We start from the raw sequence: 23822 nt of genomic DNA, 5'->3' as shown, positions 1-23822 counted from the left end.
CTCTATTAATTATTCTTCTTTTTCTATTCTTTCAATGGTTAGTTGTGTCTGAGAACCAATTATACCATCAGTAACAATTTTTTTAGCACTCTGAAACTGTATAACTGCATCACGGGTTTTTTCTCCAAAAATACCATCTTCTTCTCCAGCTTTATAACCATGAGCATTTAACCAGTGCTGTATATCCTTTACCTGTCTTCCAGTGTCTCCTTCTTTTAATATATGTTTCATATTTAACACTCCTTAAAATCTGATCTTACACGTGTTATTTTATAATTAAAAATTAATAAAATTATACCATTTTTTAATAAATAATCTCTTGAGGATAATTATTTCTAAGCATTATAATTTTTTATTATGATAATTTTTGAGGGATATGTGTTTAAAAGCGGCTATTTTCAAGTTAATTAGCGTATATGGAAATAGTTATATTCTATTAACTTTTGCAGTATCACTAAATTTACCATAAGTCCATAATGTATTCTATTTTTTAAGTAAATCCTGATTAATTTCGTTATATCTCCATTCATTTAGAAAGCTTTAAAAATTATAAGTTATAACTTAAAATTTAGAAGTACAAAGGAGAAAAGTTTATGGGCGAAACAATTGCAATACTTAACCAAAAAGGCGGTTGTGGAAAAACAACCACTGCAGTTAATTTATCAACAGCTTTAGCACTTAATAATAAAAGAGTTTTATTAATAGATATTGATCCGCAGGGTAATGCCACAACAAGCTTTGGAATACCTAAAAGTGAGATTGAAAAAACTATCTACACCACATTAACAGGAAAAAACCCCGTAGAAGAAGCAATCATCCCAACAGGAATCGATAGACTGGATCTTGTTGCAAGTAATATAGCATTGAGCGGTGCAGAAATTGAATTAAGCGGCGAAATAGGGTTTCATTCAATATTAAATGAACGTTTAGAGAATATTAAAGACTCTTACGACTATATCCTGATTGATGTTCCTCCATCCCTGGGGGTACTTACCATAAATTCGCTAGTAGCATCTGACAGTGTAATAATCCCAATTCAGGCGGAATTTTACGCGCTTGAAGGAATGGCAGATCTTATGGAGGCTATGAAACTTGTAGGAAACCGTTTAAACAGCCCATGTAATATAAAAGGTATTTTACTTACTTTATATGATTCCAGAACAAGGCTTGGAAGAGATGTGTATGAAAACGTTAAAGAATACTTTGGAGAGAAAGAAAACATCTTTGAAATCAGTATTCCTCGAAATGTTAAACTGGCAGAAGCCCCAAGCCACGGAAAACCAGGTGTCCTTTATGATGAGGAATGTAAGGGTTCAACTGCATATATGGAACTTGCAGAAGAAATAATTGCTATGGAGGCTGCAAAATGACTAAATCTGATAAAAAACAGGGCGGAGCACTTGGACGAGGGTTAGATGCATTGATCAGTAAAGAGTATGTTAAAGATTCTGAAACTGAAACTGCTAAAGAAGAAATCGTCGCAAAAGAACCAGTGGAAAGTATAGAAGAGTCTGCTGAAGTAAATGTGATCCACCAGAAAATAATAGATGCAATTTTAGAAGATGTCCAGAAAAATCCTCGAGTTTCATTCTGGTCTGCTAGAACTGCCGCAGTGTTGAGATTTTTAAGGAAAACCGAACCTGAGTTCAGCATCAGCAGTGAAGCATCACTTTTAATGGAAGAAGCGGTAAAGGAAAAATACCCTGAAATTTGGGAAATGTTTGAAGAACATCTGTAAACTATAATCATGGATTGTAAGAGAAATCCCAAGATTTTCTTCTATTTTTCAATTTTAAAGCTTTAAAATTAGATAATTATTTTTAACACCCCAAGTTGAAGAGTTTGGGGTGCTAAGTTAGATCGATCCTGTACAAATCATATAATTTTATGGCAAGATTTGAAGATCATTTTCTACTATACTGGTTATCACTTATAAGTGATTAGGTATAAGTTACAAGTTGTAAGATTTAACTTATAACTTCCAAGTTATAACTTATATTCAAACTGGATTAAAGATTTTTTGATGTGTTTAACAAAAAATTAAAAACCTAATGTAGCTTGATAAGATTTATTTAGTTTTATAAAAGGTTCGGCACGTTTTACAGCCACGCCCAAATCTTGAAGCTCTTCTAGCTTTTCAAAACGCCTGCCCCTTTTTCTTAGAGTTATAATTCTTTTTGCAGATATTTTGCCTATCCCTGGAACTCGTATAAGTTCATCATATGATGCTTCGTTAATTTCAGTAGGGAATAGATCCATATTATTCAGGGCAAAAGAATATTTGGGGTCTATTTGTGTATCTATATTTCCATTTTCATCGAATACCAGTTCATCTAAATTAAAACCGTAGGAGTTTAATAAAAAATCAGCCTGGTAAAGCCTTGAAGTTCTTTTAGGATGAGGTATTTCGTGATTTTCAAGTGGAGTATCTTCGAGTGGGCTAAAAGCACTGAAATAACTTCTTTTAAGTTCTAATTTATCGTACAGTTTTTTGGTCATGCTTAAAATTTCTTCATCATTTTCATCTGTAGCCCCAATGATAAACTGAGTGGTCTGCCCTGATGGTGCCATAGCAGGGTCCATTTTTGCTAATTTGCTGATCCACTTCATCCGCCTTAAAATATCTATGTTATAGTTTTTGGTGCTTGTAAGTTCTTCAAATCCATCAGGAGTTGCAGCTTCCATATTTATGCTTACCCTGTCTGCCAGGTGCATGGCACTTTTAATTAAATCGTAAGATGTCCCTGGAAGGATTTTAAGGTGTATATATCCGTCATACCCGTAGTCTCTAAGTATCCTTGCAACTTCTACTTCCCTTTCCATGGAAGTGTTTATGTCTCCAGAAATTCCAGAGCTTAAGAATAAGCCTTCCACGTATCTTCTGTTGAAGTAATTTAAAAACAGGTTCGAAAGTTCCTGAGGTGTATATTCAAAACGTTCGCATTTCCTGCCGCTGCGGTTCACGCAGTATTTACAGTCATTTGAACATTTGTTAGTCATTAACACTTTAAATAACGGTATGCAGCGTCCATCAGGTGCAGTACTGTTGTATACTCCCAGCATTTTGCCTGATGCATAAGTTTCAAAATTGGGGTCTGCATAATTACACAGATCGTACTTTGCTGATTCTCCAAGAACTTTGAGTTTTTGCAGTGAATTCATTATATTTTATTATATCAAAAATAGTATTATAATTTGTTCTAGAGCAATGTACAAGTATTCGTTTGGTATCACTATTTCTATAATAATCTAAATTTTAATTTAAAATGTATTTTAAAATCATTTTTATCATAATATTTTAAGTATGTAGTTTTTATTTTCAAATTCTATAAAAAAAACCATATAATTTAGCTACATAAAATTTATTACGTATTTTATTGCATTAAATATTATTTTAATAATTTAAATAACAAAATAATGGATTTATATATGTTTAAATGAAATTTTAAATATTTTTATTGAATTTAGACTCATAAAACTCAACTTAAATTATTTAAAAAATTAATCTTGTAAAAACATAATTTTATTTTCTGAATGTATGAAAGCACTTGTCAATTATTTTTTTAAAAGGTTAAAATTAGTTATTAGTATATAAATTACTTTTTTTGGAAGATAGTGCTGAAAAATGAGTGACGTAGTCTAAATTAAATTAGGTTTACCGCTGAACATTCTTTTGGAAGAAAATATCTGCAAGAGGAAAACATCTAATACTTATGTTTTTATAAAATAGGCTTCTTTGGGAGCTATTATATTAAAAATAAGAACCTCTAACAGGAATTTCTGTTTCTAAAATATAATTCCTTTTAATTCAGTTTTAAATTAAAAAATAGACTGTAAATGGGCCTTTTTTTGGATTTTAGACCACAATATTTAAATGTAATAATAAATACAATATCCGTATTACAAAGTGACTGTTTAAAAAATGTGCGTGGAGGAGATATAATTACGCCGAAACAATGGTTTTTACCGATTATGGTAGTTAGCGTTGCCACGGTCGGCTTGTTTTCTGGAGTTTTAAATGATCAAAACGCAAATTATTCAACTGGATCTAAAGTTGTACAGTCCCCATCTCAATCAAATACGGCTCAAGTAGCTTCTGAGCCAAAAGCTAAGGCTAAAGCTAGAAATGATGTACTGGTAGTAACTGCTAGATGTTCGTGCAGTTGTTATCAAGATTATAAATTACACGACCCTTCATGGATAAATTATTGTCCCGTATGTCATCGGTATGGTACACTTATATTTGAAAAAACAAGCGACTGCCCCGAAGGAATGATGCGATGTACCTGCTGTGACGCTGATTTCTGTGCAGTACATGGTAAAGAACATGTTTGCCGGCATCCTACATATTTGGTGCCCGCTTAATCACATGGTTAAGTGTGAAAATTCTCTTTTTTAATTTTAAACTATTTATTATTATTTTATGGCTATTTTTCCAAATGTATAAATAATAAAACATCACCATCTTGAGATGGTGATTGAAGATGTTAACCTACATAATTATAGGAATAATTATACTTATTGTGGTTATTTTTGCGATTTGGATAGTTGCTATGTACAATAACCTTGTTGGATTACGTAACAGGGTTAAAAATGCATGGTCCCAAATAGATGTTCAGCTAAACAGAAGGGCTGACCTGATACCTAACCTGGTAGAAACAGTTAAAGGGTATGCTAAACACGAAAAAGGTGTATTCGAAGAGGTTACTAAGGCAAGATCTGGCCTTATGAACGCTCAAACAGTTCAAGAAAGTGCAGAAGCAAATAACATGTTAACTGGTGCTTTGAAAAGCCTTTTTGCGGTAGCAGAAAATTATCCGGATTTAAAAGCAAATCAAAATTTCAGGGACTTACAAAGTCAGCTGGCAGAAACTGAAGATAAAATAGCTTATTCAAGGCAGTTTTACAACGATACTGTACTCATGTACAACAACAAGATCCAGATGTTTCCAAGCAACTTGATAGCCCGCCAGTTTAACTTCACCGAGTCAGAATTCTTTGAAGTGGAAGAATCAGCTCGTTCAGTTCCAAAAGTACAGTTTTAGGTGGGTTTAATGGATAAAAAACATTTTATTTCCTTAACTTTACTATTTTTACTTACATTCTCAGTATTTTCAACTGCAGCATTTGCAAAGGATTATTCCATACCTTCTATTGACATGGATCTCTTTCCACAGAGCGACGGAACGCTGCATGTTAAAGAAGTCATTCATTACTCGTTTACAGGGACTTACAATGGAATATACCGGGATATACCGATAAGCGGTAACCAGCAGTTGAAAAATATAAAAGTATCGGCACAGGGAGCTTATGCGGAACCTACGGTAAGTTATTCTGGAGGAATGGAACGGATAAAGATATATTTATACTCCAACTCTCAAAAAACAACTCCCATAACTGATAAAGATGTTACAGTTACCATTGAATATGACTTTTTACATGGAATTAAGTTCTACAATGATGTGGCCGAACTCCAGTATGAAATGGTTGGTACCCAGTGGGACAAAGATATTGGGGCAGTTAACGCAAATATACACCTCAAATCAAGTAGTGGTGTACAATACTGGTTAAATCCTCCTTATTTTGCTGAAAATTCCAGCTGGAGTGGAAACACTTTAAATGTGGTGGGTAAAACTGTTCCTTCAGGAGATTTCTTTGAACTCAGGATGGTCATACCTAAAAGTCAATTTGCAGCAAACCCCACAAATGGAGTTATAATAAATCAGGATGGCCTGAGTCAAATTGAAAAGATTCAAAATGATTATCAAAACGAATTAAACTTTAAATCAACTCTTTACTCAGTACTGGCAGTTCTATTCTTACTCGCATGTTTCATACCTCTGCTTATTTACTTCCGCTATGGAAGGGAGCCAAAAATCAGCTACCAGGCAGAATATGAGCGTGATGTGCCAACTGATGATTTACCTGCTGTGGTAAATGCAATATCTGGTAAAGGATTAGGCAAAAAAATAGGCGAACCTGACATGGATGGGTTTAGAGCTACTATAATGGACCTTATAGACCGCAAACATCTGTTAATACAGGATATCCCTCAAACCCTAGAGAAGGATAAAGATAGATCTGTTTCACTTAAAGTCAACGAGGAAAAAAATCTCGATGAACTTACAAACTTTGAATACGACACTATTACTATCCTTAAAAAGTTTGAAGAGGACGGTGTCATTAATTTAGATAACCTTAAAAATGATTTAAAGGATCGAAACCTGGCACAGTCATTCAAAGAATCATATGGTATAGGGGAAGTGATTTAAAAAGTGAATTTTTAAATGATGGAATCATGGACCAGATATTCCTGAAGAAAGGGGACACATACCTCAAGATTTTTGGAGTCATTGGTTTAGTTGCTGCAGCAGCGACGTTCTTTTTCACAATATCTGATCCTATGCCCGCCTCGGGATATGCATTATTTGCGTCATTTGTTCTGGGAATTGTGGCTATTATCTCGCTTATCATGCCTCAAAAGGTTGCAGGACAGTGGACTACTCATGGTGAAGAGTTCGATGCTAAATGGCATAATTTTAAGAAATATATCCAGGATTTCAGCCTTATAAAGGAATATCCTCCTGAATCTGTTAAGGTATGGAATAAATACCTGGTATATGCAACTGCACTTGGGGTGGCAGATCAAGTCAGGAAGACCATGGAAATGAGCCTTCCAGATGACCAGCTGGCCCAAAGTGATATCTTTCTGTTCCACTACTACGGCGGATACTGGCTCCTTTCATCTGGTTTAGATACTGGTATGAACACTGCAGCAGCTGCAAACTCCGGTGGAAATGACTTTGGTGGAGCCGGCGGTGTCGGCGGTGGGTTTGGGGGGGGTGGAGGAGGAGCATTTTAAGCTCTTCTTTCACTTTATCTAAATTTTTAAACCTATTTTATATCTTTTTTAGCGGGTAAATTTGAATTTGATCAATTCATAACTTCACTACTTTTTTAAACTAAATTCTTAAATAACATTCTGGCTTATTAAATACATGGATATCTTTATCTATTCCTCAATAGTGGAAATTTTAATGTTATTATGGGCTCTCTCGCCATTATATATCTATTTAATGAATAGGGCGCCTAAAATTAATTATAATACAGAATATGAAGTTGATATGCCGACTGATGATCCTCCTGCTATTGTAAATGCAGTATGTGCTGGAGATCCAAAAAGAGTTGGAGTTCCCAATTTGGATGGTTTTAGAGCTACTATACTTGATTTAATCAGTAGAAATTACTTATTTTTAAAAAACGAATCTTATAATGGATCTCACTATCATGAGTCTTTATTGCTAGAGATTAACCCTAATAATGACATTTCGTCCCTCTGGAAATTTGAAGTACAGGTTTTAGATTTTTTGAAGGAATCTGAACAGGATGGCATTATATCACTGGATTTAATTTCAAAAAACTTGGATCCTAGTTATTCATATAGTGCATATGGAATTTGGAGAAATGAAGTCAGAAGTACTTTATTAGATGGGAATAATTTTAAGGATGCATTTCATAGTAGAGGATATATTTATTTAAAAACTTTTGGAGTTTTAGGGACAATAATAGCTTGGGCTTTGATTTTTTATTCATTTCCCTCTAAGTTATTTTCAGGAACATTTATTTCATGTGCGCTGATTTTGTGGATATCATCTATCATATCTTTATTCTTGACCAAAAGAATTGCAGGACAATGGACAGCTTATGGTCGAGAATATTATAAAAGATGGATGAATTTCAGGAGTTATATTGAAGATTTTAGCTTAATTAAAGAATATCCTCCAGAATCTGTGAAAATTTGGGATAAATATCTGGCATATGCCACTGCTTTAGGTGCTGCTAAAGGGGTTAGAAGAGCTATGGAGATATCACTCTCAGATGATCAACTCGAAGAATCGGATGTGTACATGTTTCACATGTCCAATTATTATGGGTATTTTAAAGAACATAATAAACGAATATTAGAATTAAACTAATTTTATAGCTTAAGAAACTTATAATTAGTGCAAAAAGAGCATTAAGAATTTGGAAATTCATTAATATTGATTTTTAAATTTTAAAAATTTTTCAAACTAAATTTTTAAATAACACATCACCTTATTACATTATATGAGAATAGTCTTAGCAGGAACAGGAAGTGCAGTAGGGAAAACAACCATTTCAACAGGCATTATGAAGGCATTGTCTGAAGAATACAGAGTCCAGCCGTTTAAAGTAGGGCCAGATTACATAGATCCATCTTACCACACACTTGCAACAGGAAACAGTTCAAGGAATCTCGATTCATTTTTCATGTCCGACGGGCAAATACGGACCTCATTTGAAAGGGGCCTAGATACATCAAGGGCTGATTTTGGTATAATTGAAGGTGTAAGGGGACTTTATGAAGGAATAAGCCCTATTGATGATGTTGGGAGTACTGCGTCCATCGCAAAGGCGCTTGACGCGCCAGTGATACTCATTTTAAACTCCAGAAGTCTTGTAAAAAGCGCAGCAGCTGTTGTAATTGGGTTTAAAACACTCGACCCAACCATTAAAATTGAAGGGGTAATTTTAAACCAAGTAAAAAATAAAAATCACTACCTTAAAACCAAGGAAGCAGTTGAAAAACTGGCAGGTGTAGATGTAATTGGTGGAATCCAAAGGGATGATGCTATAAAGGTAGAACAAAGACATCTCGGCCTTGTACCTGCAGTAGAACGTGAAAATTTATTGGGTTATATTGACAAATGGGGAGAAATCATCAAGGAAAATGTAGATATGGATGCCCTTATTTCTATAATGAAAAACGCTGGAAAGCTGCCTGAAGGAAGGGAAGACACATGGCAGGAAGAAAACAGGAAAAAGGTTAAAATTGGAGTTGCCATGGATGAAGTGTTCAACTTCTATTACACTGAAAACATAGAATCTCTGGAAGCTAACAATGCAAAAGTAGTTCCATTTAGCCCTTTTAAAGATGAAGAGCTTCCTGATGTGGATGGAATTTACATCGGCGGAGGATACCCTGAAATTTTTGCAAAAGAACTTGAGCAGAACGAATCTATGAGGAGGTCTATCCTTAAATTCCATAATGATGGAAATCCAGTTTATGCTGAATGCGGGGGGCTCATGTACCTTACAAATTCCATAAATGGGAAAAAAATGTGCGAAATTTTTAATTACGACTCCGTAATGACTAAAAAAGTTCAGGGTTTAAGTTATGTAATTTCTAAGGCTAGAAAAGATAATATAATTACAAAGAAGGGCGACGTATTCAGGGGTCATGAGTTCCATTACTCTAAAGTCCTGGTAAATGGTAAACCCGAATATGCATTTAAAATACTCAGGGGAAAAGGCATAGAAAATTCACTGGACGGGCTCATGAGTAAAAACACAGTTGCAAGCTATGTACATACCCATGTTGCAGCGTGCCCTCAGTTCGCCTCTAACTTTACCAGAAGTGCTGGAGATAACTAAGGTTCCGAAACTTTTTATAGAATGCAGATAAAGAAACTGTATAATTTAATAAAAATTATCATTTAATTAAACTTAAAAAATTAGCATGGAAAAATCATGAAAGTTAAAAACGTAGATATATTTTCACCATATCTTGTAATAGTAGGGATAATTTTATATGTATCACTTGCACTCGTTGCATATCAGTACCACTTAAAAGGTTTAGATTTTGTATCTGGTGAAACGCTGTTTGCAGCATTCTTTGGGTCATTGTTCTTTATTATAGGTGCTCTTACCCCTAAAATTATTGGCAGGTTCAATTTAATACCTAAATTGGATACAAGCGGTATTTCAAAGGATAAACTTAATGATAAATTGAAAAATTCTAAGCTCAGTGTTATTTTAAATGAAAAAGTTTTACTTGCAGTTGTTTTAATTGCAATATTCCTGGAACTTCTAAACACTTATTTACTGGGAGGAATTCCTCTTTTCAGCGGCTACCTTAAAGCAAAGGCAACTAATGACCTCTGGAGAGTTTCTTATATTCTATTTTTACCTGCAATAAACATATTAATTGCAAAATATCATAACAGATGGTACTATCTCTTGTTTGTAGTTGGACTGGCCTTATTTGCGGCTACTGGTTACAGGACCACCACAATGGCCATATTACTCAGCGTATTTATAACAGTTTATTATACAAGGGGGCTGCAGTTCAAGCACTTTTTAATATTTGCTGTGGTTGCGGCAGTTATTGGAATTGCAGTAGGATATATCGCAGTTAAATCCATTGAATGGCAGCAGTGGACCTTAAACCCTATTCAGCTGGTTTTTTATAGGGCTGGATTTACATTCATGGTGTTTGATAAAATCGTGCACATGGCAGGAGCTACGCATGGGGCGATGTTCTATAATACATTCACACCAGGCCATCCCAGGTATATTGTAGGTGATGTGGTCCTTGGATACCATAAAATGATCACTCCAACTATATTTGGTCCTGCAATGCTCGATTTTGGCTATATTGCACTTGCTATTCAGATGTTCCTGATCGGTCTGTTTTTAAGGCTGCTTCATTCGGCCCATAAACTGGCAGATGGGGTATTTACTGCAGTTTACGCCGTAATTCTTGCGCACACTCTTATCTGGATTGAAACAGGGCCTACTGATTTTATAGTATGGTTGTTCTACGCACTTGCAGTTATAGCTCTGGTGGTGTTTGCAAGGAACATGTGGGGAATTTCAAAAAAGGACTCAAAACCTGAAAATATTTAATTATTTTTTTTTATTTTTATAATTTAGTACTATACAAAGTTAGTTGTAGTTATAATGCATTATTGCCATGATAAAGCAAAATTGGCCTCATAATACAACGTTAAAATAGTTAATATTATATACTATGGAGTTTATTAATTAAAGTAGGAAAAATTACAGGATCGGAGGCGGTTCTTTTAATTTTTTAAAATAGGGCTTGGCAGAGACTTTGGAGTTCTTTGTAATTCCAAAGTTTCCCAAAATCCTCAAAAAGGTTTTTGGGAGTTAGAAAAAGCAAAGCATGCAAACACGTTGTGTTTGCTGCGTCAAAAACGAAGTTAAAGAAAATGCTTCGCATTTTCTGTACATCAAAAACATAGTTTTTGACAGCTTTTTCTAAAATTATAAATTTCGCAGGCTGTTAAAAATCGAAGATTTTCAATGCATCAAAATCCTACAGATTTTGACAGCTTCCTGAACAGCGAAATCTACGATTTCGCATGCCCTGAAAACCTCGTTTTCGAGGACCCCCAAACACGCAGTGTTTGAGAGCTCTTTTTTTAATTTTTTACAAAATTCATCTAATATTGCACATAATCCTCGCTTAAGTCATAAAAAATTCTAATAATACCTATTTTTGACTATAATCCATTTGTAATACCGAAAAGTATGAATAGGTATTGCATTCTACTAATAAACAGGGGGCGAGATATTATCTCCAGTATTTTACTTCCAGATTTTTAGAAGTTTCGTCCCCCTATCCCCTTTTGTTTACGTGTTGTAACTTATTACTTTTAACTTATAACTAATTCTAAATATTTTAATCCTAAAATGTCTAATTTGAATAATAGTAAGTTGGCTTGCACTTGTTATTTTCTAATTTATTTACTGAAATAAAACCCATTTCAACTACTGAATAGGTAAACTCCAGCATGAAATAGAAAATTTGAGGTAATGTGCGTATTTTGAATCTCCAGGGCCTAATATTTAGTGTTATTTTAAATGATTTAAAATCAGACTATTATAAGCATAAATCATGCATTATCACACTTTGTCTAGATAACGGGCAATGTATCGTGCATATTCATCAAAGTCATCCAGATTATTCGCCAGTATCTGTGAGATCATGGCAGGATCAACCTCTGTGTACATATGCACCAGTATGTTCCTGAGTTTCGCTGCCTCAGAAAATCTTCTGGCAAATTCTCCAGGGATTATACCCTCTTTTCCAAGCGTAATTATAATGCTCCGATAGTCTTCTGGTTTTTCCAGGTTCTCGGATGAAATCATAACTTCTCCAATATCCAGGGCAGACTCAATGGCCAGTTGAAGATTACGCTCAATTGCAGATTTCAAGAGGTAATTCTTTACTAATTCTTTTTCATCTGCAGGCTGCTCTCTTAAAAAGTCTACATATCTCTGCATATTCTTTATTTTTCGGGCAATTTTTTCCTTTGTTTTCATTTTTTCATTTAGCTGTTTTTTTAATCAGGCTGTCCGCCCACCTTTTGTCGTAATACTGGCGGTCCAGGTACCGGGATATGATATATTGTTCTAAATCCACCTTAAGATTTTTATTCTGGATAAAAAGAGGATAATTTGCCTTTATAATTTCAAAATTAAGTGAAATGGATGCATCGTTCATTATAACCAGATCAATTCGGTTATTTTTTAAAATATTCTCTAAATCCGATATTAATTTAAGTTTTATCTTGAATTTCTCTTTTTTTTCAAGTGATTCGTCTAAAAAGATGCCAATGTCTATATCGCTGAGTTTACCTGCTTTTTGCAGGGCTACAGATCCAAAGAGGTAGGCCAGTTTAACATGGGCCTGTTTTTGCAGAAATTCTTTAACTTCCTTCTCGTACTTCAAAGAATCACCTTTTAACTTCCTCTCATCTCTCCATTAATATTCTTTAAGTTATATCTATTAAATTTTGGGAAATCGTTGTTCTAAAAATAGTATGAAAATTTTTTCAAATTGGGTAAATCTGTTTTCAGATTATATCTGATTGTTAAAATAGATTAGCTTAGGGTTACGGTCTGTAAATCAAATAAAACTATTTATTTTAATTATAAGTTAAAACTTATTAGTTTTAACTTATACTTGTTTTAATCACATAGAATTCCACGTGTTAATGTGAAAATAATAAAGACTTTATTTTCTATTAACAATTTTTATGTGGGGCGTATAGAGTGACCACCTTCAAGCACCTCGGTTACCTCTTACTCTCCGTATAACTTATTTTGAGGATCTAGTAACTAGATCCTGATTAATTAAAGATAGTATCCATGCTATTTAGCATATTATATTAATTAATATGCTTTTAATACAATAATTTTATAATATTAAATTCTTTTTTGATTTAGAGAGCAATATTGTCCTCTTAGAAAAAATTTAAGCGGTTTATACAGGGTTAAAATAGTTAATATTATATACTATAAAATTTATTATTAAAAATTAGAAATTAATAATATCTGATTTCAATCCTAAAATAGTCTGATTTTAACCTATTAATAAAAATTAGAGATTAATAATATCTGATTTCAATCCTAAAGTAGTCTGATTTATTTCTTTTTAAATTAATTATATTTAATTAGCTTTTTTCTGTTCGTATCTGTTTCAGTGCTTCATCAGCATCTTCGTAAGTTACAACAGTCCTGCCGTTTTTCTGCGCGATTTCTCTTGCTTTTTCTCCTAGTTTTTCAAACCTACTTTTGAATTCGTCTATTAAAAAAAGGATATCAAGGGACGTGCTTTGGGGAGTTTCAGTTTTACCTGACTTTAAAACAGTTTTTTTTGTTTCAATTACATTGTCTATCAGTGTAGATACCAATTCACTTTCACTACTTGTTGTTTGATGGTTTAAGTTACTATTTGTAATTTGTTTAATCTTTTTCATGCTTTTACACATTATTTCAACTTCCTCATTGTTTTGTTATGTTGTCATTTAGCAAGTTTAATATATATAAATTGTGCAAATTATTAAAATAACAAAATATATACATATCAAATTAAAAACGTATAAATATGCTTATTTGTTAAAATAGCTTCATGGCAAAAGATGAAGAGTTTATGGAAAAGTGGAAAAACACTCCTAAAGAAAATAAGGAATATATACGGGCCACTATTCTTGAAGAAGCGGCAGAATTCCTTAATAAGAGAGCATTTGAAGATTTTGGAATGCAACAAGGCTCTGTCAGTATGGAACTTTCTAAATTGATTTTAATTGCGCGCGATTGCCTTGAAAAACAGAAGAAGAAATAAATTATTTTTTAAATTTACTATTTCTAAAATTATAATAAACTGGTTTTAATTTTGATGATATTTAAGATATTTATTCAAAAATAGTTTTTAATTAAAAGTTTTATTTAGACCGCGCTGTCGCCAAACTCCACGATCTAAATTAAGCTTTTCCCGATACAACAATCAGGAGTTAGACAAATATTTGTGTGTAATTTTATCTATATAAATTTTATGCTCTAAATTTTAATATTTAAATAAAATGAGTTTTATGTATCTATAAAAGGATATATAATTTTCAATTTTAAATTTTAAGCCTTAATAAGTCAATTTTATGTATAATTCAAGTTAAATAATGGCAAGCTGGCCTGCACTTGTTATTTCTAATTTATCTGCTGAAATAAAACCCATTTCCCTTAATTCACGTATATGGTTGTAGGTCATTCCCCTGCTTATTCCAACCTTTACAGAAAGATTTTTAACTGAAGTTTCTCCTTTTTCAAGCTCTTCTAGAATCATCCGTTTGGTTGCAGAAATCCCAAAGTTTAAAATAGGGAGATCAACTACTTCTCGGTCTTCTTCTGTCACGTATACAATTCTTTCAACATCATTATGTCTTGCATAGCAGCCGAATAATGCACCTAAAGCTTGTGGCTTTCTACCACCGCTGATATTAACTATAATTTTCCTTCCATGTGCGCATTCTTCGTCTATAATTTCGGCGGTATCATGTGCTATTTTTACGACATTGTAAAGGCTTGTTGGCTTACTTTCTATGTCTATTACTTTTCCAATTGTTTCTTTGAGAATTCGCTCAGCTTCAAGTTTTTCCTTTGGAGCATCGTCTTCACTTAAAAGGATAATTCTTTTAGGGGAGAATTGGGTGATGCAGAACATTACAGGTTCTAATTTGTAAATTGTTGAGATTAAAGTATATTCCATTGTGCACACCGTTTTAGAAATATAATATGTTAACTCTATATCTGTACTCTATTTATATTTCTTTTTAATCAATTTCATTGAATTCTGTTATTTTCTTATTTAAGGGATGTATCTCCTGCTTAATTGTAAATGTAAAATGTTTATTTTATAGGTATTTTATCATTAGTTATACCTTGTCCTATATATGTCAATGAAAAACATGTACATTTATATACTATCATTTACAATATTTTCAAGTGAAATTTATTAAAACAAGGGAATTGACATGTAATATTTCATGTGATAAAAGAATTAAAATGAGTATTACTTGATATAATGCTGCCCTTGCGTCATATTTCCAATTTCCAATTACAACAGAATAAGAAACTTTATATATTAATGTAATAAAGTAGGATGTGAAGAAGGATGAGATTAAAAATAAGTTTAGCATCATCAAGCGGTAATTATTTAATTCCTTATAATTACAACCATATTCTTTCTGCTATTATTTATCGTAAGATAGCTGACCTTGATTTGGCCAGCAAACTCCATTTTTCAAAGGATTTCAAATTTTTTACTTTTTCACAGATTTATGTTCCTCAGTTTAAGCTTACAAAACGAGGAGTTGTTTCCAGGGATGGAAAACTTGAATTTTACATTTCTTCGCCCAACGATGAGCTGATAAAGAGCCTTGTTGAGGGCCATCTTGAGAACACTGAAGTTAATTTTAAAGGGGATAACCTGCTAGTTGAACAGATTGAGCTTCTAAAAAGGCCGGTGTTTAAAGAAAGCATGAAAATGAGAACTATGTCTCCAGTTATGGCCAGGATAAAGCGAGAAGTTAACGGGAAACTTAAAATATGGGATTTAGGGCCTGGAGACGAGCGGTTTTATGAAAGCGTCCAGAAAAACCTGATCAATAAGTACGTTAAGTTTTACGGTGACTTTGACGGTGATAGATGGGTGAGGATTAGGCCTGACATGAAATCTGCCAAGAGGCGCAGGATTGATATTAAAGGGAATTTCCACAGGGCCTTTATGATGAATTTTGAGATTGAGGCTGACCAGAGACTTTTAGAATTTGCGTATGATTGTGGGATTGGAGAAAAGAATAGTATGGGTTTTGGAATGGTTGATTTAGTAAATAATAGATATGATGAGATTTGATTAGGTTTAGGCTATATGAAACTTGATTGGTGAAATAATGGAAATTAAAATACCCATTTATAATGATATATGGATGGATAATGCAGTGGAAAATCTTTATCGCTTAATAAACGATTCTGAAGAAGAAATTGATATAAATCTTGATAAAACAGAGTTAACAGTCAACACAAATGATAAAGATGGATTAAGGGGCATATTGTCTTCTATAATTCAAAACAACAGAAATACTTTAATTGTAAAGCATAAAGATAAAAAAACAGGCGAAATAAAGGAAATAAAAAAAGATTTTGTGCTTATTCAGGAAGGTAAGAAAATTGATGGGATTGTAGCGTTTAAAGAAAATATTTACTCTGAACCCAATAAATCAACTAGTGAAATCCTTGATTTGATTGAAAAAAATGGCGAACGAACATGTGTTGTGTGTGGCAATACATTTTTTAAACCTTATAAAAAGTTACAACAGGCATCTTATCCTTTTGTAACAAAAATAAAGAGTTTAAGTGGGGTTAGGACATATAAAGATGGAAATTTTTATTCTTTTAGAGAATATTATGATAATTTTTGTCCAATATGTTATATGGTTGGAATACTCGAGTGGTTAGATAGCAGAATAATTTATAGAACCTTTCCTGGAGATAAATCAATTTTGTTTTTACCATATTTTGACAATTTTGAAGATTTAGTTGAATTTAAAGAAGAATATGGGCCGTTATTGAACAAATCAGAAAGATACTCTAATATAAGAGTAAACCTTGATGAAGATAAAACGGAAGGAACTCCTGGAAAGTTTAGTACTCTTCTCTGTTTTTATGAAAAATTTCTGTTAGATATTGATTATGAAAATGTTATTGGAAGGAATTGGGCCATTATGGAAGTGCCTTTTGGTTCAGTAAAGAACATAAAATTTAGAATGTTAAATCTGACGGATTCAATTCTTGGAGTGATGAAAGAATTAATTGGAGAAAATGAAATTAGGGTTTATACCAACTTGATAAAAGAAACTTACTTTTTTATAGATAATCCCAAAGGAGCTCCAGTGGATTGGGATTTAACAAGAAAAATTAGAGAAAAATTATCAGAATCATTTCTTATAGATGATTTTAGAAGTTTTTCGAGAATGTTGCTACCTCGAAAAGGAGGTAAAGTAGGCTATTCCTCAGAAACTAGGAGGAATTTAGAAAGTTTAATATATATTTGGAGGTTGAAGAAAATGGGAATATCCAAAGAGAGTTTGGGTTCAATTAAAGGCGTGGGAAACATAGTTGCAAAAGTTTCCAAAAATAATTTGAGTCTTTTATACAAATTAGATAAAACTAGGAGTATTGAAGATTTTTGGAGTGTTTTAAGAGAAATATCCAGAAAACTTATTGGGATTGACATAAAAAAAGCGAAAGTTAGGCCAACGTCTTTAGATGAACTTATTCAACTTTTAAAAGATAATGAAGCTCAATGGACTGAAATTAGAGATTTATTAGTAGTTTATTCATCAATGTATTATGCAATAGGTTCAAGAGGAGGAGAAAAAAAATGAGTGAATTAAAAGGAATAAACATGGTATGGCTGTCTGAGACAGATCTGACAAACTTAAATGCTGGAGAAGGAGAAAGCAATTACGTTGATGTAAAAAAATATAAAAAAAATGGAATTGAGTATCCTTATGTAAGTGGCCAAGCAATGAGATTTTATCTTAGAGAAGCAATCAGAAGAAATTTGAGTAATGAAGAGTACATGTGCGTACCCGATGATAAAGGAGAAACTTGTGGAAATATCTCTAATTGCATTAACTGCGATTTATTTGGTTTTATGACCACTGTAAAGGGAACAGGGGCTGTAACAAGAGTTTCGCCTGTCAAAGTGTCTCCTGCAATTGGACTTCTTCCCTTTGATGATAATTCGAATGTGGACTTTTTAACAAGAAGACATAGAGTAACAGAAGGAAAAAAAATGGAAGGAGACATTGTAAATGTTGAAATGGGAACCAATATATACAAAAGTGGAATCTCCATTGATCTTTTAAGAGTTGGAGCTGAAGAAGAAATAGATGAAAAAAACAGAACTACAAAAATAGAAGACAAAATCACAGATAAAAGCGAAAAAATATCCAGAACTAAAAAAGTTATTGAAGGAGTAGGATTTATATCAGATTATTCTAAACAGGCGCGGCTTTTAACGGATTTTACCCCTGATTTAATTGCAATTTCTTTCCAAAATGTATATTCTCATAGATTACAAAAATTATTTGAACTTAATAAAGAAGGAAAACTAAATAAAGAGAGATTTAAAGGAATTTTGGAGGAAGTCTCAAATTACAGTGATGAAATATTCTTTGGTATGATATCTGGAATATTGGATGAAGAAGATGAACAATGGGTAAAAACTTTGTTTAAAGAAAAGGAAATTGAGATAAAGACTCCTAAAGAAGCTATTGATAATGCACTAATTGTGTTACCTACAGAATAAAAGTAGTGAATCAAATGTTTGGATTTAAATTTAGAATAGAAGTACTCTATTTTACAACTTTTAGAAAATCAACGAGTACAAGTTTGATCAGTTCATATACTATACCTCCATTTACTACTATTAGAGGAGTTATATCTAACGCGTTAGGGCTTAGAAGGGATGATTTAAGAGTTCAAGAGTGGATAAAGATCGGTATAAAACCTCAAAACTGTATTAATCGTTCCACAGAAATGGCAAAAGTGTTAAAATTAAAGGGTACGGGAAAAAAATACCAAAAAACGTTCTCTTCTTCCCCAATGTTTAAAGAATTTCTTGTTAATCCTGTTTATGATATTTATGTTGCAGGTGATCAAGAAAAAATCCAAAACATATATCATGCATTGAAAAATCCAAAAAGGCCTTTATATATAGGTGGATCAGATGAACTTGTTGATATAAACACTTTTGAACCTGTAGAAATAGGAAAAGCTACTTCCAAAGAAACATTTTGTGTCATGGATGGAATACATGAAAATTGCATAATTGAAAAAATCCCTTACAAGTTCATTCAAGCAGGAAGAAATTTCTCACTTGAATACAGAACAGTATCTATTCCTAAAGATGAAAATTTCAATGGAGAAGCTGAAATATTCAACTTCAATGGTGAAAATATTTTTCTTTTTTAAATTTAATTATCAAATTTTTTTAGGATAGTGTTTAAATGCAATATTTTGCTAAAAGACATGTTAAAAACCAAAATGAGTTCTTTCAAACCATTGAAGGACATACAATTGATTCTTTGAAAATTTTAAAAGCTTATATTGAAAGTAATATGGAGACAATAACTCAATTTTGTAAAAGATGGGATCTGGATAAAGAACTTTTTTTAAGGAATTTATTTATTAGCATTTATCTTCATGATATAGGAAAACTTACAGAACAATTTCAAGACAATATTAACCAAGGAAAGTCTTCCCAAAAATATCCACATGCATATTATTCTTTCTTTTTGTTAAATAATATAGGATATACTCAATTATTGGGTATTCCTATAGAAAAATTGGCTGTTTTGGGGCATCATACTCAGCTTCATAGAGCTATTTATGATAATGATGAGAATTTTGGGAAACCAAAGCTCTTAACTGAAAATATATTTCAATTCACTGAAAACGCGATTACTATACATAAAGATCTTAATTTTGATAAATATTTCGATTTTGATGGCTTGGAAATAAATAAGGGTAATATCAAATTTAAATCTAGTCAAGCTAGAAGGTTATTGAAAAAAACTATAAAAAATGTTCATAAATTTGACCAAAAAGTAATTTTAAAATCGATTTTCACCTATTTTTTCTCAATTCTTCAACTATGTGATGATTACTCAAGTGCAAATTTCTCTAAATTCATTGAGACTTATAATGGAAGTATTAAACTTTTTGATTCGGTTATAGAGAATCCTGAGGAGTATGTTACCAAATTAAATATAGAAAATCCAATAAAAATTGTTTTAGGGAATCATCAACCTCACGATTTCCAATCAGAACTTTTCAAAAAATCGCCTAAATTTTCAGTTCTATTTGCTCCATGTGGAAGGGGAAAAACTGAAGCATCTCTTTTATGGGCCTTAAATTCTATGAAAAGTTATGATAGAAATAAAATTGTTTTTGCTTTGCCTACGCAGGTAACAAGCAATGCAATGTGGGAACGATTATGTAAAATGTTTGGTGAAGGAGAATCAGATAATGAAAAAATGGAAAATGGTAAGAAATATGTGGGATTATTCCATGGTAAAAGCTTTATAAAACTTAAATCTGAAGCTATGAAAGAAAATGAAGATTTAAATAAAGAAGATATTGATGAAATACAAGGGGATGTATTTAAAGGAAATGTATTTTTTAAACCCATAACTGTAACGACTATTGATCATTTGATTTATTCTTTCGTTCATGGATTTAGACAGGCAGATTTTGCTTTAGGAAACCTTCAAAATGCCACAATAATCTTTGATGAAGTACATTATTACGAAAAACACACTCTTAATCATTTGATCACTTTATTTAGAATTCTTAAACGATTTGATATTCCTCATTTACTAATGTCTGGAACACTTCCCGATTTTATTCGAGAGGAGTTAGAAGATTATGTGGAAGTAGTTGATAAGGAAGGTATTGAATACACTCCCTTTTCTTTTAATTTAAGTGATGATAATTTAATAAAAATCTCAAAAGCTACAGATGAAAATGAATGGAATACATTAATCAATCAAGAAATTCTTGATAGTATTATAAATCAATATGATCTTGGTTTAAAACAATTTATAATTTTAAATACTGTAAAAAGAGCACAGGAATTTTATAAGATACTAAAACTTAATTTGGAAGAGAAGTATGATGATCCAAATGTAGTATTATATCATTCTCAGTTCATTTATAAGAATAGAGTTGAAAAGGAGTCAGAAATTAAAGATAAATCTGAAAATGGGCCTTTTATTTTGATAGCAACTCAAGTAATTGAAATATCTTTAGATATATCTTGTGATGTGATGTATACTGAAATTGCACCTCCTGATGCAATTGGTCAAAGAGGAGGCCGTCTTAATCGAAAAGGCAAAACTTGTTTTACTAATGGTATTTCTCATGAAATGAAAATATTCGTACCTGAAAGTCATCTTCCCTATGATGAAGAATTATTGCAAAAAACGGAAAATAACATTTTAAATGGCCCAATATCTTACAAAATAGTTAAAGAATTATGTGATGAGATTTATGATGATTATAAACTGAAAAAAACCAATTTAGAAAAGATTTTCAAAGAATGCGCACTATTTGGGTACAGACCAATAGAAATTGCTTTTGGAGAAGATGAAGGAAGATTATTAGAAATAAGGGAAGAAAAAGTTCAAAAAATTGATGTAATCCCTTGTAAATATTATGAAAATGAAGGAAATAACCTTAAAGTTGAAAATCAGGTTAAAATACCGCTTTGGTGGTATAAGAATGACCAAAAAGACCATGGTAATGAATTAGAGTATTTTGAAATTGTTTCTAAATTGATTGGTAGAAAAGAAAAGCATTATATGATTTGTGAAATGGATTATAATAATGAAATTGGCTTTAATTATGGTAAAAAAGCTCAATGCACTTCAAATGGTAATATACTGTAATTTATTTACAAAGCAGTTATAATGTACGTACAGGAGTTAATATATGCTCTCAGACTCCGAAAAAAACCTCCGGATAATAGGAACTCAAATACACTACTATTTTATCTGCAAGACTAAACTATGGCTTTTTTCCCACCATATCCAGATGGAACAGGAGTCTGATCTTGTATCCCTTGGAAAATTACTCCACGAAAAAAGCTACAAAGAGGAAAAGGAGTACACAATTGATAATCTAATTAGCATTGATTTTATTAAAAAACAGGGCTGTTTGGAACTTCACGAGGTTAAAAAGAGCCGTAAGATGAAAAAATCCCATGAATACCAGCTCTTATATTACATGTACTACTTGAAGCAGAAAAAAGGCATTGAAAATATCAAAGGAGTGATCAACTACCCTAAAATAAGAAAGAAAATCACTATAGATTTGGATGAATCTAAAGAAAAGGAGTTGATGGATGTAATTGCAGATATTGGTAATATTTTGGATATGGACACTCCAAAACCTCAAAGAATGAAAATCTGCAGGAAATGTGCATATTTTGAGTTCTGCTGGGTCTAAAAATTTGAATATTCTTTAAAATATAGTTAAATGAATGTATATTGTGGCGTGCGGGTGAGCCAGATGAAAAAGAACTATTATTTAATGTCAGATGGAATGCTTAAAAGAAGGGAGAATACTGTATACTTTGTAAATAAAGACGGCAAAAAGCCGATTCCAATCAACAAAATTTATTCAATTTATGCCTACGGTTCTTTAACTTTTTCTTCCCAGGCAATACACTTGCTTGCAAAAGAAGGCATACCTGTACATTTCTTTAATTATTACGGCTATTACGACGGTAGTTTTTATCCAAGAGAAAAATTATTATCTGGAGATCTAATTATAAACCAGGCTGAACATTATCTGGACCATGAAAAGAGGATTTTCATTGCTAAAAAGTTTGTGGAAGGCGCTGCAAAGAACATGGAGAAAGTTCTTAAATATTACCACCTTGAAAACCAGATAAGCACTATATTACCTGAATTAGATGGCTGTAACATTATAACAGAGGTTATGAATGTCGAGGGGAGGATACGTGCCGATTATTACCGGAAGATGAATGAAATTCTCCCTGAAAATTTTAATTTTGATAAGAGGGTTAAGAGGCCTCCTGAAAATATGATAAACGCGCTTATAAGTTTTGGAAATTCTATGGTTTACTCAACAGTATTGTCTGAAATTTACAATACTCAGCTTAATCCAACTATTTCTTATCTTCATGAGCCTTCAGAGCGGAGATTTTCTTTAGCGCTGGATTTAAGTGAGATTTTCAAGCCGATTCTTGTTGACAGGTTAATTTTTTACCTTGTAAACAAGCGGATGCTCAGTGAAGATGATTTTGAAAAAGATCTGAATTACTGCCTTTTAAATGATCGTGGAAGGAAAATTTTCATTAAAGAATATGATGAACGGCTTAAAAAGACCATTAAACACCGAGAACTTAACAGAAAAGTTTCTTACAAGCGGCTTATAAGATTAGAATCGTATAAACTGATAAAACATCTTCTGGGGTCTAAAGAGTATAAGCCTTTTGTGATGTGGTGGTAACAGTTAGGGTGGTGTGATCTAATGTATGTGATAATTGTATATGATATTAAGGTGGAGCGCGTGAATAAAGTCAAGGGATTCCTCCGAAAACACCTTTACTGGATTCAAAATTCTGTTTTTGAAGGAGAAGTCACCAAAAGCGAACTTGAAGAAATAAAAACAGGCTTACTTGATATTATAAACAAAAAAGATGATTCTGTGATAATATATCGGTTCAGAACAGATGATGCTTTCACCAGGAAAGTGTTAGGTGTTGAAAAAGCACCTATAAATGGAATACTTTGATCTACATTAGTTTATTTTTTATTTAATTGTATTTATTTTAGTTTTTCAGTTTTTAAAGCGTAATTAGTTGATCGTTTATCAATTGAATTTTTAACTCCTGATTAAAATAACTTCAGGTTATTTTATCTTTAAATTATTTTAAAAAAAGCATATTATCTTTGTTTGATTTTTAACATGTCTTTTCATTTTTAAATAAATGAAAAATGCATATGAAGTTCTAATTTTTTAAATAAAGTGAGTATTAAAAGTCGTTGATCCATATAAAAGAACTTAGGAATCATAGATCGACATTTTTAAGTGTTTAAAAGGCCAAAGAATAGCATGTA

Annotated in this window: 24 protein-coding genes; 18 read left to right on the top strand and 6 right to left on the bottom strand. The window is 32.2% G+C overall.

Annotated features, from left to right (window positions below):
- Positions 1 to 9 precede the first annotated feature (9 nt).
- Positions 10 to 231 (bottom strand): peptidoglycan-binding domain-containing protein, encoded by a 222-nt coding sequence (locus tag EJ01_RS03740; RefSeq protein ID WP_052375818.1) that lies wholly within the window; start codon positions 229 to 231, stop codon positions 10 to 12.
- Positions 232 to 593: 362 nt separating this feature from the next.
- Here EJ01_RS03740 and EJ01_RS03735 point away from each other — a divergent pair, with 362 nt between their 5' ends.
- Together EJ01_RS03735 and EJ01_RS03730 are read left to right on the top strand one after the other, a co-directional pair.
- Positions 594 to 1370: a ParA family protein gene (locus EJ01_RS03735; protein ID WP_048082024.1), complete on the top strand. Its 777-nt coding sequence runs from the start codon at positions 594 to 596 to the stop codon at positions 1368 to 1370.
- Entirely contained in the window at positions 1367 to 1738 is a 372-nt protein-coding gene (locus EJ01_RS03730; RefSeq protein WP_048082025.1) for a hypothetical protein, read from the top strand. Before EJ01_RS03735 ends, EJ01_RS03730 begins: the two co-directional genes overlap by 4 nt.
- Before the next feature lie 302 nt (positions 1739 to 2040).
- On the opposite strand, the gene EJ01_RS03725 is transcribed toward EJ01_RS03730, so the two are convergent.
- Entirely contained in the window at positions 2041 to 3162 is a 1122-nt protein-coding gene (locus EJ01_RS03725) for a putative DNA modification/repair radical SAM protein (RefSeq protein WP_048082026.1), read from the bottom strand.
- A gap of 810 nt (positions 3163 to 3972) precedes the next feature.
- On the opposite strand from EJ01_RS03725, the gene EJ01_RS16320 reads away from it, so the two are divergent.
- The 7 genes from EJ01_RS16320 (at position 3973) to EJ01_RS03695 (ending at position 10710) form a co-directional block, all read left to right on the top strand.
- A complete protein-coding gene (locus tag EJ01_RS16320) occupies positions 3973 to 4365 on the top strand; it encodes a hypothetical protein (RefSeq protein ID WP_052375816.1) in 393 nt (130 codons plus the stop codon).
- A gap of 119 nt (positions 4366 to 4484) precedes the next feature.
- A complete protein-coding gene (locus tag EJ01_RS03715; RefSeq protein ID WP_048082027.1) occupies positions 4485 to 5045 on the top strand; it encodes a LemA family protein in 561 nt (186 codons plus the stop codon).
- A gap of 9 nt (positions 5046 to 5054) precedes the next feature.
- Entirely contained in the window at positions 5055 to 6272 is a 1218-nt protein-coding gene (locus EJ01_RS17930; RefSeq protein WP_269221158.1) for a DUF2207 domain-containing protein, read from the top strand.
- Positions 6273 to 6298: 26 nt separating this feature from the next.
- Positions 6299 to 6862 (top strand): DUF2207 domain-containing protein, encoded by a 564-nt coding sequence (locus EJ01_RS17925; protein WP_269221159.1) that lies wholly within the window; start codon positions 6299 to 6301, stop codon positions 6860 to 6862.
- A gap of 136 nt (positions 6863 to 6998) precedes the next feature.
- On the top strand, positions 6999 to 7976 hold the full coding sequence (locus EJ01_RS03705; RefSeq protein ID WP_084689127.1) for a DUF2207 domain-containing protein: 978 nt from the start codon (positions 6999 to 7001) through the stop codon (positions 7974 to 7976).
- A 133-nt stretch (positions 7977 to 8109) separates the two neighbouring features.
- The gene (gene cfbB / locus EJ01_RS03700; RefSeq protein ID WP_048082028.1) at positions 8110 to 9456 is read left to right on the top strand and encodes a Ni-sirohydrochlorin a,c-diamide synthase; all 1347 of its coding nucleotides are present in this window, start codon (positions 8110 to 8112) and stop codon (positions 9454 to 9456) included.
- A gap of 96 nt (positions 9457 to 9552) precedes the next feature.
- On the top strand, positions 9553 to 10710 hold the full coding sequence (locus EJ01_RS03695) for an oligosaccharide repeat unit polymerase family protein (protein WP_048082029.1): 1158 nt from the start codon (positions 9553 to 9555) through the stop codon (positions 10708 to 10710).
- A gap of 1023 nt (positions 10711 to 11733) precedes the next feature.
- On the opposite strand, the gene hepT is transcribed toward EJ01_RS03695, so the two are convergent.
- The 3 genes from hepT to EJ01_RS03680 form a co-directional block, all read right to left on the bottom strand.
- Positions 11734 to 12153, bottom strand: a complete 420-nt coding sequence (gene hepT / locus EJ01_RS03690; protein WP_048082030.1) for a type VII toxin-antitoxin system HepT family RNase toxin — start codon at positions 12151 to 12153, stop codon at positions 11734 to 11736.
- Between the two features lie 4 nt (positions 12154 to 12157).
- Positions 12158 to 12562: a type VII toxin-antitoxin system MntA family adenylyltransferase antitoxin gene (gene mntA / locus EJ01_RS03685; RefSeq protein ID WP_048192845.1), complete on the bottom strand. Its 405-nt coding sequence runs from the start codon at positions 12560 to 12562 to the stop codon at positions 12158 to 12160.
- A gap of 724 nt (positions 12563 to 13286) precedes the next feature.
- Positions 13287 to 13592 carry a hypothetical protein gene (locus tag EJ01_RS03680; RefSeq protein WP_157197619.1) on the bottom strand — a complete coding sequence of 102 codons (306 nt, stop codon included), beginning with the start codon at positions 13590 to 13592 and terminating at the stop codon, positions 13287 to 13289.
- A 173-nt stretch (positions 13593 to 13765) separates the two neighbouring features.
- On the opposite strand from EJ01_RS03680, the gene EJ01_RS03675 reads away from it, so the two are divergent.
- Positions 13766 to 13957: a hypothetical protein gene (locus tag EJ01_RS03675; protein WP_157197620.1), complete on the top strand. Its 192-nt coding sequence runs from the start codon at positions 13766 to 13768 to the stop codon at positions 13955 to 13957.
- Positions 13958 to 14281: 324 nt separating this feature from the next.
- On the opposite strand, the gene csa3 is transcribed toward EJ01_RS03675, so the two are convergent.
- Positions 14282 to 14875, bottom strand: a complete 594-nt coding sequence (gene csa3, locus EJ01_RS03670) for a CRISPR-associated CARF protein Csa3 (RefSeq protein WP_048082034.1) — start codon at positions 14873 to 14875, stop codon at positions 14282 to 14284.
- A 405-nt stretch (positions 14876 to 15280) separates the two neighbouring features.
- Between csa3 and cas6 the strand changes: the two genes are divergently transcribed.
- The 8 genes from cas6 to cas2 all read left to right on the top strand — a co-directional run bounded on the left by cas6 (position 15281) and on the right by cas2 (position 23496).
- Positions 15281 to 16021 (top strand): CRISPR-associated endoribonuclease Cas6, encoded by a 741-nt coding sequence (cas6, locus tag EJ01_RS03665; RefSeq protein WP_048082035.1) that lies wholly within the window; start codon positions 15281 to 15283, stop codon positions 16019 to 16021.
- A 37-nt stretch (positions 16022 to 16058) separates the two neighbouring features.
- Positions 16059 to 17552: a hypothetical protein gene (locus tag EJ01_RS03660; protein ID WP_052375809.1), complete on the top strand. Its 1494-nt coding sequence runs from the start codon at positions 16059 to 16061 to the stop codon at positions 17550 to 17552.
- Positions 17549 to 18481, top strand: a complete 933-nt coding sequence (cas7i, locus tag EJ01_RS03655) for a type I-B CRISPR-associated protein Cas7/Cst2/DevR (RefSeq protein WP_048082037.1) — start codon at positions 17549 to 17551, stop codon at positions 18479 to 18481. Before EJ01_RS03660 ends, cas7i begins: the two co-directional genes overlap by 4 nt.
- A 14-nt stretch (positions 18482 to 18495) precedes the next feature.
- The gene (cas5, locus tag EJ01_RS03650) at positions 18496 to 19146 is read left to right on the top strand and encodes a CRISPR-associated protein Cas5 (protein WP_048082038.1); all 651 of its coding nucleotides are present in this window, start codon (positions 18496 to 18498) and stop codon (positions 19144 to 19146) included.
- A gap of 35 nt (positions 19147 to 19181) precedes the next feature.
- The gene (locus EJ01_RS03645; protein ID WP_048082039.1) at positions 19182 to 21623 is read left to right on the top strand and encodes a CRISPR-associated helicase/endonuclease Cas3; all 2442 of its coding nucleotides are present in this window, start codon (positions 19182 to 19184) and stop codon (positions 21621 to 21623) included.
- A gap of 43 nt (positions 21624 to 21666) precedes the next feature.
- Positions 21667 to 22182, top strand: coding sequence for a CRISPR-associated protein Cas4 (gene cas4, locus EJ01_RS03640; RefSeq protein ID WP_048082040.1), 516 nt, complete (start codon positions 21667 to 21669; stop codon positions 22180 to 22182).
- Positions 22183 to 22245: 63 nt separating this feature from the next.
- Positions 22246 to 23211, top strand: coding sequence for a type I-B CRISPR-associated endonuclease Cas1b (cas1b, locus tag EJ01_RS03635; protein WP_048082041.1), 966 nt, complete (start codon positions 22246 to 22248; stop codon positions 23209 to 23211).
- A gap of 21 nt (positions 23212 to 23232) precedes the next feature.
- Positions 23233 to 23496, top strand: a complete 264-nt coding sequence (gene cas2, locus EJ01_RS03630) for a CRISPR-associated endonuclease Cas2 (protein ID WP_048082042.1) — start codon at positions 23233 to 23235, stop codon at positions 23494 to 23496.
- Positions 23497 to 23822: the final 326 nt, after the last annotated feature.

It is taken from the genome of Methanobacterium veterum (assembly GCF_000745485.1).
Classification (GTDB): Archaea; Methanobacteriota; Methanobacteria; order Methanobacteriales; family Methanobacteriaceae; genus Methanobacterium_D; species Methanobacterium_D veterum.
The sequence above is the reverse complement of the archived record's forward strand: the minus strand, read 5'-3'. Positions and strand labels throughout refer to the sequence as shown.

Bases quoted from the DNA above. Each gene is read 5' to 3' on its own strand.
- EJ01_RS17925 (WP_269221159.1), top strand. From the start codon at position 6,299: ATGGACCAGATATTCCTGAAGAAAGGGGACACATACCTCAAGATTTTT.
- EJ01_RS03660 (WP_052375809.1), top strand. From the start codon at position 16,059: ATGGAAATTAAAATACCCATTTATAATGATATATGGATGGATAATGCA.
- hepT (WP_048082030.1), bottom strand. From the start codon at position 12,153: ATGAAAACAAAGGAAAAAATTGCCCGAAAAATAAAGAATATGCAGAGA.
- EJ01_RS03645 (WP_048082039.1), top strand. From the start codon at position 19,182: ATGCAATATTTTGCTAAAAGACATGTTAAAAACCAAAATGAGTTCTTT.
- EJ01_RS03695 (WP_048082029.1), top strand. From the start codon at position 9,553: ATGAAAGTTAAAAACGTAGATATATTTTCACCATATCTTGTAATAGTA.
- cas7i (WP_048082037.1), top strand. From the start codon at position 17,549: ATGAGTGAATTAAAAGGAATAAACATGGTATGGCTGTCTGAGACAGAT.
- EJ01_RS03715 (WP_048082027.1), top strand. From the start codon at position 4,485: ATGTTAACCTACATAATTATAGGAATAATTATACTTATTGTGGTTATT.
- cas6 (WP_048082035.1), top strand. From the start codon at position 15,281: ATGAGATTAAAAATAAGTTTAGCATCATCAAGCGGTAATTATTTAATT.
- EJ01_RS03725 (WP_048082026.1), bottom strand. From the start codon at position 3,162: ATGAATTCACTGCAAAAACTCAAAGTTCTTGGAGAATCAGCAAAGTAC.
- csa3 (WP_048082034.1), bottom strand. From the start codon at position 14,875: ATGGAATATACTTTAATCTCAACAATTTACAAATTAGAACCTGTAATG.
- cas1b (WP_048082041.1), top strand. From the start codon at position 22,246: ATGAAAAAGAACTATTATTTAATGTCAGATGGAATGCTTAAAAGAAGG.
- EJ01_RS03740 (WP_052375818.1), bottom strand. From the start codon at position 231: ATGAAACATATATTAAAAGAAGGAGACACTGGAAGACAGGTAAAGGAT.
- EJ01_RS03705 (WP_084689127.1), top strand. From the start codon at position 6,999: ATGGATATCTTTATCTATTCCTCAATAGTGGAAATTTTAATGTTATTA.
- cas4 (WP_048082040.1), top strand. From the start codon at position 21,667: ATGCTCTCAGACTCCGAAAAAAACCTCCGGATAATAGGAACTCAAATA.
- cas5 (WP_048082038.1), top strand. From the start codon at position 18,496: ATGTTTGGATTTAAATTTAGAATAGAAGTACTCTATTTTACAACTTTT.
- cfbB (WP_048082028.1), top strand. From the start codon at position 8,110: ATGAGAATAGTCTTAGCAGGAACAGGAAGTGCAGTAGGGAAAACAACC.
- EJ01_RS03735 (WP_048082024.1), top strand. From the start codon at position 594: ATGGGCGAAACAATTGCAATACTTAACCAAAAAGGCGGTTGTGGAAAA.
- EJ01_RS03730 (WP_048082025.1), top strand. From the start codon at position 1,367: ATGACTAAATCTGATAAAAAACAGGGCGGAGCACTTGGACGAGGGTTA.
- EJ01_RS16320 (WP_052375816.1), top strand. From the start codon at position 3,973: ATGGTAGTTAGCGTTGCCACGGTCGGCTTGTTTTCTGGAGTTTTAAAT.
- cas2 (WP_048082042.1), top strand. From the start codon at position 23,233: ATGTATGTGATAATTGTATATGATATTAAGGTGGAGCGCGTGAATAAA.
- EJ01_RS03680 (WP_157197619.1), bottom strand. From the start codon at position 13,592: ATGAAAAAGATTAAACAAATTACAAATAGTAACTTAAACCATCAAACA.
- EJ01_RS17930 (WP_269221158.1), top strand. From the start codon at position 5,055: ATGGATAAAAAACATTTTATTTCCTTAACTTTACTATTTTTACTTACA.
- EJ01_RS03675 (WP_157197620.1), top strand. From the start codon at position 13,766: ATGGAAAAGTGGAAAAACACTCCTAAAGAAAATAAGGAATATATACGG.